Source organism: Gemmiger formicilis (assembly GCF_016901605.1).
GTDB lineage: Bacteria > Bacillota > Clostridia > Oscillospirales > Ruminococcaceae > Gemmiger > Gemmiger formicilis_B.
Map to the genome: position 1 here is coordinate 1 of NZ_JACJKP010000121.1, position 8945 is coordinate 8945.

The following is an 8945-nucleotide window of genomic DNA, read 5'->3' on the forward strand; positions in this document are numbered from 1 at the left end:
CCTGCGCCGCAACGTCGCGCTTGACATCAAGCGTCTGACCGAGATCCAGTGCTACCGTGGTGTGCGCCATCGCAAGGGCCTTCCCTGCCGCGGCCAGCGCACCAAGACCAATGCGCGTACCTGCAAAGGTCCCAAGCGCACCGTCGCGAACAAAAAGAAGTAAGGAGGAACTGAGACATGGCTGCTAATAAAGCTACTGCGGCAAAAACCCGCACTAAGAAAAGAGAGCGCAAGAATATCAGCGCCGGTGCTGCTCACATTCAGAGCACGTTCAACAACACCATCGTGACCATCACCGACACTCAGGGCAACACCGTTTCCTGGTGCAGCACTGGTGCGCTGAACTTCCGCGGCTCCCGCAAGAGCACCCCTTACGCCGCCCAGAGCGCTGCTGAGGTCGCCGCCAAGGCCGCCATCGAGCATGGCATGAAGACTGTTGAAGTCTACGTCAAAGGCCCCGGTTCCGGCCGTGAGAGCGCCATCCGCGCCCTGCAGGCAACCGGTCTGGAAGTCACCATGATCCGCGATGTGACCCCCATTCCGCACAATGGCTGCCGCCCGCCCAAACGCCGCCGCGTTTGATTGAAAGGAGAATTTGAGTTATGGCTAAAAATACCCAACCGATCGCCAAGCGCTGCCGTGCTCTCGGCATTTCTCCTGCTGTTATGGGTTATGGCAAGAAGACCACCAATCGTAACCCCGGCGGCCAGATGAGAAAGAAGAAGAGCGAGTACGCCACCCAGCTGAACGAAAAGCAGAAGGTCAAGTTCGTGTACGGCATCCTGGAGAACCAGTTCCATACCTACTACGAAAAGGCCACCCGTATGCCGGGTCAGACCGGTGTGAACCTGCTGGTTCTGGTCGAGCGCCGTCTCGACAACGTCGTCTACCGTCTGGGCTTTGCCAAGACCCGCCGCGACGCTCGTCAGCTGGTTTCTCACAACCATTTCACCGTCAATGGCAAGCGTGTCAACATCCCCTCTTATCAGGTTAAGCCGGGCGATGTGATCGAAGTCATCGAGTCCAGCCGTTCTTCCGTCAAGTTCAGCAAGCTGCTGGGCGAAGACGCTCCCGTCGTGCTGCTGCCCTCCTGGCTGGAGCGCGATAAGAACGCTCTGAAGGGCACCGTTGTGAAGATGCCCGTGCGCGAGGACATCGATGTGCCCATCGCTGAGCACCTCATCGTCGAGTTGTACTCCAAGTAATCCTCTTAGCAACTTTCTACGATTTTTCCAACCTGACTGGCACCTTTTCGTGCCAGCGTAACAAGGAGGGTTTTTATGATGGAGATCGAACGCCCCAAGATCGAAACGGCCAGCCTTTCCCCGGATGGTCGCTACGGTAAGTTCGTGGTCGAGCCGCTGGAGCGCGGTTTCGGCACGACCTTGGGCAACAGCTTGCGTCGTGTGCTTCTGTCCTCTCTGCCCGGTGTGGCTGTCACCAGCGTCAAGATCGACGGCGTGGTGCACGAGTTTTCCACCATTGAGGGCGTACGCGAGGACGTGACCGAGATCGTCCTGAACCTCAAGGGCATCGCCGCCAAAATCTACGGCGAAAGCCCCAAGACCGTCCGTGTAGAGGCCGTTGGTCCCTGTGAGCTCATTGCCGGTTCCATCAAGGGCGGCGATGACCTGGAGATCCTCAATCCCGAGTGGCATATCGCCACCCTGGGCGAGGGTGCCAAGCTGGTCATGGAATTGACCTTCGACAAGGGCCGCGGTTATGTTCCTGCCGAGCGCAACAAACTGGCGCTGATCGAGAAAAACGACATCAGCACCCTGCCCGTTGACAGCATTTACACCCCCGTGCTCAAAGCCAACTACACTGTGGATCATACTCGTGTAGGCCAGATCACCGACTATGACAAGCTCATTATCGAAGTCTGGACCGATGGCACCTGCAATGCGCAGGAAGCCCTGAGCCTGGCGGCCCGCGTGCTGACCGAGCATCTGAACCTGTTTGTGAACCTCTGCGACGAGACCGGCGAGACCGAGATCATGGTGGACAACGATGATCAGGGCCGTGAAAAAGCGCTGGAAATGACTATTGAAGAACTGGATCTGAGTGTCCGTTCCTTCAACTGCTTGAAGCGCGCCGGTATCAACACGGTGGGCGACCTCATCAACAAGAGCGAAGATGAAATGATGAAGGTTCGCAATCTGGGCCGTAAGAGCCTGGAGGAAGTCATGGCCAAGCTGGACAGCCTTGGTTTCTCTCTGACCAAGGACGACGAAAACTAACCCCCCGCGACACGCGGATACCAAGTATAAGGAGTGAAACGGAATGCCCGGTACCAGAAAACTCGGTCGTACCACCGATAGCCGCAACGCCATGCTGCGCGCGATGGTGACCTATCTGTTTGAGAACGGCAAGATCGAGACCACCGTTACCCGCGCCAAGGAAGTTCGTTCCATGGCCGAGAAGATGGTCACCCTCGGTAAGCAGGATGATCTGCATGCAAAGCGTCAGGTCTTCTCCTACATTACCAAGGAAGACATTGCCAAGAAGGTCATCGATGAGTACGGCCCCAAGTACGCCGACCGTAACGGCGGTTACACCCGCATTTACAAGATCGGCCCCCGTCGCGGCGATGCTGCCGAGATGGCGATCATCGAACTGGTCTAATTGATCGGATAAACAGCATGAACAGCGTTTGCCGCAAGGCAAACGCTGTTTTTTTGTGTCGCCAGGCGGCGTACAGTACCGCAATCCAGAAGGGGAAAAAGGCAAAATCCGGCAAATTGCAAATTTTTTGTAAAATCCGACAGAATTTTTGTCAGGGGGTCCGATGAATCATATTTAAAACGCAGAAAATGCAAAAATTGTCGGAAAAGTTGCGTCATAGGGCTGATTTTATCGGCTTGCTGTGTTACAATACTAATAAATGGGGCTGTATGCCCTTTGGAAAATACAATACATTCTGTAATGGAAGTAAGGAGCAAACACGTATGGCTGAACAAAATCTTGGCCCGCGCGATTTTTTTGCCAAAGAAGATGCAATTGCTGATTTGGGATTGATCGCCTGTCCCGGTGCCGAAGAACTCTGCAAACTGGTGGATGGACATCTCGTCCGCTGGGCGCGTGAGGTCGGCATGGAGGTCGATTCGTTCATTATTCCTTCGGATTGCCCGCGTTTTCAGTCCGGCGACGCCAAAGGTCTGGTCAAGGCTTCTACCCGCGGCGATGACCTGTTTATCTTTGTGGATCCGGGTAACTACAGCGTGACCTATCAGTTGTTCGGGTACGAGAACCATCTCTCTCCCGACGACCACTTCCAGAACCTGATGCGTTTGATTCAGGCTGTTTCCGGTCGTGCCCACCGCATCAGTGTGATTATGCCCAGCCTGTACGGCGGCCGTCAGCATCGCCGTGTCAGCCGCGAGAGCCTGGACTGCGCGTTCTCCCTGCAGCAGCTGCGCTCTGTGGGCGTAAAGAACATCATCACCTTCGATGCTCATGACCCCCGCGTTATGAACGCTGTGCCTACCATGAGCTTTGATAACGTTATGCCTACCTACCAGGTCCTCAAGTGCCTGCTGCATCATGTGCCCGATGTCAGCTTCCACAAGGAACATTTCATGATCGTCTCTCCCGATGAAGGCGCCATGAACCGCAACATGTACTACTCCAGCGTGCTGGGCTGCAACCTGGGTATGTTCTATAAGCGCCGTGACTACAGCCGTGTGGTCAACGGCCGTAACCCCATCGTTGCTCATGAGTACTTGGGTGAGAGCGTCAAGGATAAGGACGTTTTCATTGCGGACGACATCATCGCTTCCGGTGAGTCCATGCTGGACATTGCCTATGAGCTGAAGATGCGCGGCGCCAAGAACATCTTTACCTGCGCCACCTTCCCGCTGTTCACGGCCGGTCTGGACAAGTTCGACAAGGCTTACAATGATGGCATCCTCAAAGCGGTTCTGGGCACCAACCTGACCTACCGCAAGCCGGAACTGCTGGAGCGTCCCTGGTATTTCGACGTAGACGTTTCCAAGTACACCGCCTACTTCATCGCTGCTATCAACCACGACAAGAGCGTTTCCAGCATCATCGATCCCATGACCAAGATCCAGGCTTTGCTGGAGAAGCATGGCATCCCCATGGGCGGTCAGCAATAATCAGATTTTTCTCTTTTCGGCTCGCGCAGGCGGGCCGATTTTGTTGCGGAGAAGCCTCCGCCTGAGTATAATAAGAAAGACACGAATTCAACAGCAGGGGAGAGATGCACAATGCTGCCCATCGAACAGTTGCAGGAATTGATCCGCGGCAAGAAAGTTGCCTTTATCGGCGCGGGTGTCAGCCATAAGCGCTGCATTGAACAGTTTGTAGAGCTGGGAGCTCAGGTTACACTCTGTGACCAGAAAAAGAGCCTGGAGGAGTTTGGTGACTACGCCGATACGCTTCGCCGTCTTCATGTGGCGTTGAGCCTGGGCGAACATTATACCGATGGTTTTGCCGGGCAGGATATCATTATGCGTACGCCGGGCTACGAGTACTACAAACCGGAACTTCAGGCAGCGTTGCAGGCCGGCACCATGGTCACCAGCGAGGTGGAACTGTTCTTTGAGTTCTGCCCCTGTGAGATCATTGCCGTGACCGGTTCCGACGGGAAAACTACCACCACCACACTGATTTCCAAAATGATGGAAGCTGCCGGTCGGAAGGTTTTCCTGGGGGGAAATATCGGTGCTGCGCTGCTGCCCCAGCTGGCGGATGTAACGCCGGATGCGGTGGCGGTGGTGGAGCTGTCCAGCTTCCAGCTGATCAGCATGCGCCGCAGCCCCAAGGTGGCGGTGGTCACCAATGTGACACCCAACCATCTGGATCATCACAAGGATATGCAGGAGTACATCGACGCCAAGCGCAATATCCTGCTGTGGCAGGAACCGCCCTGCCGCGCCGTGCTGGGCTATGAGAACGAAGTCAGCCGTGGGATGCAGAGCGACTGCAAAGGCGAGCAGGTATGGTTTACCCGTCTGCATGAAACCGACAACGGCGCCTTCCTGCGGGCAGAGGATGACATGCTCTGCTATGCTGAACAGGGAACCGTAACGCCGGTAGTGGCGCGCAAGGACGTGAAACTGCGCGGCCTGCACAATGTGGAGAACCTGTTGGCGGCGATTGCTGCGGTTTGGGGGCGTGTGCCGGTAGAAGCCATGCGTCAGGTGGCTTCCACCTTCTGCGGGGTAGAACACCGCATTGAGCCGGTCCGTACGCTGGACGGTGTGACGTATTACAATGATTCCATTGCCTCCAGCCCCACGCGGACCATCGCCGGGCTGCGCAGCTTTGACCAGAAGATCATTCTGATCGCCGGCGGCTATGATAAGAAAATCCCTTATGAACCCCTGGCACCGGAGATTCTGGCCCATGTGAAAACACTGATCCTGATGGGCGCTACCGGTCCTCGCATCGAGAAGGCCGTGCGGGAACATCCTGATTTTGCGGAAAGCGGATTGACCATCCTCCATGCTGACGGAATGCAGGATGCCGTGGAAAAGGCCCGGCAAACGGCTGTGGCAGGGGATGTTGTGAGCCTGTCGCCGGCTTCGGCCTCCTTTGATCTTTATCCGAACTTTGAGGTCCGCGGGCGCGATTACAAACGCATTGTGATGGCCCTGCAGTAAAGCAGGACAATTTGTAAGGAACCCCTATGATTCAAGCTGTTACCACACCGACGCATTTTGCAGAGTTTGCCCGACGCATTGCCGGAAAGCCCTACTTTGCCGCAACAATGGGAACCCACTGCACATTGTTTGGCTCTCATCCTGCCAGCGGGTGGTGCTTTTACCTTCTGCCGGGGACAGCGGCGTTGGCCCTGCACGGCGGAACGGCAACATTGTGCGGCCGTTTGCCGGAAGGGGAAGCAGGAGAGGAAGCAGCGGAAGAATTACAGGGGTTCCTGCGTTTTTTGCGGGCAGACAGATTGCTGAGCGAGCAGCAGCTGTTGGAGGGTTGGCAACCGGAAGCCCCCCTTCTGTTGTGGGAACTTCCCCGCGGACAACGCCTTCCGCTGCCGCCAGCACCGCCGCCCGAACTGGTGCTGGAAGAGCATCCGGCCATGCAGCCGGTCAGCCGACTGGTGTTTCCGGAAAGTGAGACGGAACAGGAACAATTTTATACCACGGCCTGCACCGCCATTGCCCACGGTGTCGGCTGTTGCTGGGCACTGCAGAGCCATCGCACGCCTGTCTGCACAGTGGGCTGCTATGAAAAAAGCCAGGAAGAAGCCTATATGTCAGCCGGAGTCACTTTGCCGGGCTGGCAGGGGAGGGGACTGGCGGGCTGGCTGATCGTACGGATGGCCAACCAGTTGGCAGAAAGCCATGCGGTGCGGTTTGCCTGTGCACCACGGTTGCGGCCTTTTTATACACGCCTGGGCTTTACGCAACAGGGCATGATACATCAATATACACGGGAATGGGATACTCTATGATCGAACAGTTTTATCATATCAAACCGGAAGTTCTGGATCTGGACCGCAAAGCCATGGAACTGTGCCGTGCGCAGTTTGCTCATGTGGAGGAGATCCGCGATTATAATCAGCTGAAAATGCTGCGGGCTTTTACCGATTGTGGAGTGGAAGCGCGGCATTTCTGGGGGTCCAGCGGGTACGGTGTCTGGGATGACAGCCGCAACAAACTGGAAGAAGTGTTTGCCCGCTGCATGGGCGCCGAAGCTGCTTTGGTACGGCCGCAGTTCATGAGCGGCACCCACACACTGACGGTGGCGCTGTTCGGTCTGCTTCGCACCGGTGATACACTGCTTGCCGCTACCGGCCGCCCCTATGATACGCTGGAAGGCGTGATCGGTATCGGTGATGCCGGCAAGGGCTGCGGTACCCTGCGGGAATATGGCGTACAGTATGACGAATGCCCGCTGTTGCCGGACTTTATGCCGGACTATGATCTGATTGCAGAGAAGGCCAAGACAGCTACGGTGGTGCATATCCAGCGCAGCCGCGGCTATACCCAGCGCAATGCCTTCAATCTGGATACCATCCGCAAGGTGGCGGAAACTGTCCGCGCGGTGAATCCGAAGGCGGTTATTTTTGTGGATAATTGCTATGGCGAGTTTACCCAGACGCAGGAGCCGCTGGCAGTGGGGGCAGACCTGATTGCGGGCAGCTTTATCAAAAATCCCGGCGGCGGCATTACCCCTACAGGCGGGTATATTGCCGGACGGGCGGACCTGGTGGAAAAATGCAGCCACCGGTTTACGGCACCAGGCATTGGTGCGGATCTGGGATGCACCCAGGACAGCCTGCGGGACACTTTCCTGGGCTTTTACTATGCACCCGGGGTTGTATGTGAGGCACTGAAAACGGCCATTTATGCCCAGTGTCTGTTGGAGCTGGCGGGGGTACATCCGGTGCCGCGCTACACGGAAGATCATAACGACATCGTGACCTGCTTTGATTCGGGCAGTGCGGCGGCACTTACCGGGTTCTGCGCAGGTATCCAGCATAACAGCCCCATTGATAGCTTTGCCTCTCCGGAACCGGCGGATGAGCCCGGCTACACGGATAAGGTGGTCATGGCTTCCGGCAGCTTTACCGAGGGCAGTACCATTGAAATCTCCTGCGATGGCCCGCTGCGTGCGCCTTATACCTGCTACCTGCAGGGTGGGGTGAACTTTACCGCAGGCCGTGCAGCGGTTCTGAACGCCGTACAGAACGCCTTTTTTGCCTAACCAATAAAAGAAAAATCCCGTGTACTGATGTACACGGGATTTTTGTTTTGGAGGATTTACCCTTTGACGTAATCGCGCACCAAGGCTTGCAGCAAATCGTCACGGTCAATGCGGCGGATGATCGCACGCGCATTTTTATAGGTGGTAATGTAGGTCGGGTCCTCAGAGAGGATGTAGCCTACCAGCTGGTTGATGGGGTTGTAGCCCTTCTCTTCCAGCGCGCGATAAACCTGCAGCACAGCCTGTTTGATCTCCATATCACGATCATCGCGGATGGAAAATACGGCAGTAGGCTCAGAGATCGGCATATCCAGTTCCCCTTTCTCAGCGTAATATCACCTATATTATAACAAAACAGTATACAATTTGCAATGGCCTTGTCATAAATTTTTATACAAATTTATGAATACTGTCCGTCAGGCAAGAACCTCACCCTTGCGGATGACTTTTACGATATTCAGCTGATCGTCTGCCAGGATCACGTTGCCCCAGCGGCCGGGTTCCAAGCTGCCGTAGTCGGCCTCAATGCCAATGCTGCGGGCAGGGTTCAAAGAAGCCGCCCGGACGGCGCTGGCAAGGGGAACACCCATCTGCATCACGGCGTGCTTCATGCAGTCGTACAGGCAGGTGGCGCTGCCGGCAATGGTATCGGGATGCTCGGTCAGGGTGGCACGCGGGCCGCGCACGGTGACGGCCTGGCCGCCCAGGGAATACTGACCATCCGGCAGGCCGCAGGCCATCATGCTGTCGGCAATCAGGATCACATGGTCGTCGCCAAAGGTGTTGAAGGTAAAGCGGACCATGGCCGGATGAATATGCACGCCATCGGTGATCAGCTCTACTTCGGCGCCTTCTTCCAGCGCGGCGATGATGGGGCCAGGTTCACGGTGGGTGATGCCGGGCATGGCGTTGTACAGGTGCGTCATGTGGGAAGCACCGGCAGCAAACGCTTCCTTGGCGGTCTCGTAATCCGTGCAGGTATGGGCAATGGAAATACGGACTTCGTTATGGCATTCCCGGATAAAGTCCAGGTTGCCCGGTTCTTCGGGCGCAATGTCCACCAGGCGGATCAGACCGCCGCTGCGGGCCTGCAGGCGGCGGAACATGCCGGCGTCGGCAGCCATTACATACTTGGGGTTCTGGGCACCCACTTTGCGGGGGCTGATATAGGGGCCTTCCATGTTGATGCCCACCAGATCGGCGCCGCGCTCATTCTTGTGGGCAGCGGCCACATCCATAATGCCGTTCAGGAT

The 8945-nt window shown here is 56.4% G+C and carries 11 protein-coding genes; 9 read left to right on the forward strand and 2 right to left on the reverse strand.

Annotated features, from left to right (window positions below):
* The 9 genes from rpsM to H6B10_RS09925 all read left to right on the forward strand — a co-directional run.
* Positions 1-163: 30S ribosomal protein S13 (gene rpsM / locus H6B10_RS09885; RefSeq protein WP_204651461.1), on the forward strand; the 163-nt coding region annotated here is incomplete at its 5' end.
* Between the two features lie 14 nt (positions 164-177).
* Positions 178-582, forward strand: coding sequence for a 30S ribosomal protein S11 (gene rpsK, locus H6B10_RS09890; protein ID WP_007047269.1), 405 nt, complete (start codon positions 178-180; stop codon positions 580-582).
* 20 nt (positions 583-602) lie between these two features.
* Positions 603-1205, forward strand: coding sequence for a 30S ribosomal protein S4 (rpsD, locus tag H6B10_RS09895; RefSeq protein WP_204651454.1), 603 nt, complete (start codon positions 603-605; stop codon positions 1203-1205).
* 75 nt (positions 1206-1280) lie between these two features.
* Positions 1281-2240, forward strand: a complete 960-nt coding sequence (locus H6B10_RS09900; protein ID WP_007047267.1) for a DNA-directed RNA polymerase subunit alpha — start codon at positions 1281-1283, stop codon at positions 2238-2240.
* Positions 2241-2283: 43 nt separating this feature from the next.
* Positions 2284-2625 (forward strand): 50S ribosomal protein L17, encoded by a 342-nt coding sequence (gene rplQ / locus H6B10_RS09905; protein ID WP_204651455.1) that lies wholly within the window; start codon positions 2284-2286, stop codon positions 2623-2625.
* A 323-nt stretch (positions 2626-2948) separates the two neighbouring features.
* A complete protein-coding gene (locus H6B10_RS09910) occupies positions 2949-4118 on the forward strand; it encodes a ribose-phosphate pyrophosphokinase (RefSeq protein WP_204651456.1) in 1170 nt (389 codons plus the stop codon).
* 111 nt (positions 4119-4229) lie between these two features.
* A complete protein-coding gene (gene murD, locus H6B10_RS09915; RefSeq protein ID WP_204651457.1) occupies positions 4230-5627 on the forward strand; it encodes a UDP-N-acetylmuramoyl-L-alanine--D-glutamate ligase in 1398 nt (465 codons plus the stop codon).
* A gap of 26 nt (positions 5628-5653) precedes the next feature.
* Positions 5654-6436, forward strand: a complete 783-nt coding sequence (locus tag H6B10_RS09920) for a GNAT family N-acetyltransferase (protein WP_204651458.1) — start codon at positions 5654-5656, stop codon at positions 6434-6436.
* Positions 6433-7692, forward strand: a complete 1260-nt coding sequence (locus tag H6B10_RS09925; protein ID WP_204651459.1) for a methionine gamma-lyase family protein — start codon at positions 6433-6435, stop codon at positions 7690-7692. Before H6B10_RS09920 ends, H6B10_RS09925 begins: the two co-directional genes overlap by 4 nt.
* A gap of 56 nt (positions 7693-7748) precedes the next feature.
* Here H6B10_RS09925 and H6B10_RS09930 read toward each other — a convergent pair whose 3' ends face one another.
* Together H6B10_RS09930 and nagA are read right to left on the reverse strand one after the other, a co-directional pair.
* Entirely contained in the window at positions 7749-8000 is a 252-nt protein-coding gene (locus H6B10_RS09930; protein WP_007047260.1) for an IreB family regulatory phosphoprotein, read from the reverse strand.
* A gap of 108 nt (positions 8001-8108) precedes the next feature.
* On the reverse strand, positions 8109-8945 hold an 837-nt coding region (nagA, locus tag H6B10_RS09935), incomplete at its 5' end, for an N-acetylglucosamine-6-phosphate deacetylase (protein ID WP_204651460.1).

Bases quoted from the DNA above. Each gene is read 5' to 3' on its own strand.
- H6B10_RS09900 (WP_007047267.1), top strand. From the start codon at position 1,281: ATGATGGAGATCGAACGCCCCAAGATCGAAACGGCCAGCCTTTCCCCG.
- H6B10_RS09910 (WP_204651456.1), top strand. From the start codon at position 2,949: ATGGCTGAACAAAATCTTGGCCCGCGCGATTTTTTTGCCAAAGAAGAT.
- H6B10_RS09930 (WP_007047260.1), bottom strand. From the start codon at position 8,000: ATGCCGATCTCTGAGCCTACTGCCGTATTTTCCATCCGCGATGATCGT.
- rpsD (WP_204651454.1), top strand. From the start codon at position 603: ATGGCTAAAAATACCCAACCGATCGCCAAGCGCTGCCGTGCTCTCGGC.
- murD (WP_204651457.1), top strand. From the start codon at position 4,230: ATGCTGCCCATCGAACAGTTGCAGGAATTGATCCGCGGCAAGAAAGTT.
- H6B10_RS09925 (WP_204651459.1), top strand. From the start codon at position 6,433: ATGATCGAACAGTTTTATCATATCAAACCGGAAGTTCTGGATCTGGAC.
- H6B10_RS09920 (WP_204651458.1), top strand. From the start codon at position 5,654: ATGATTCAAGCTGTTACCACACCGACGCATTTTGCAGAGTTTGCCCGA.
- rpsK (WP_007047269.1), top strand. From the start codon at position 178: ATGGCTGCTAATAAAGCTACTGCGGCAAAAACCCGCACTAAGAAAAGA.
- rplQ (WP_204651455.1), top strand. From the start codon at position 2,284: ATGCCCGGTACCAGAAAACTCGGTCGTACCACCGATAGCCGCAACGCC.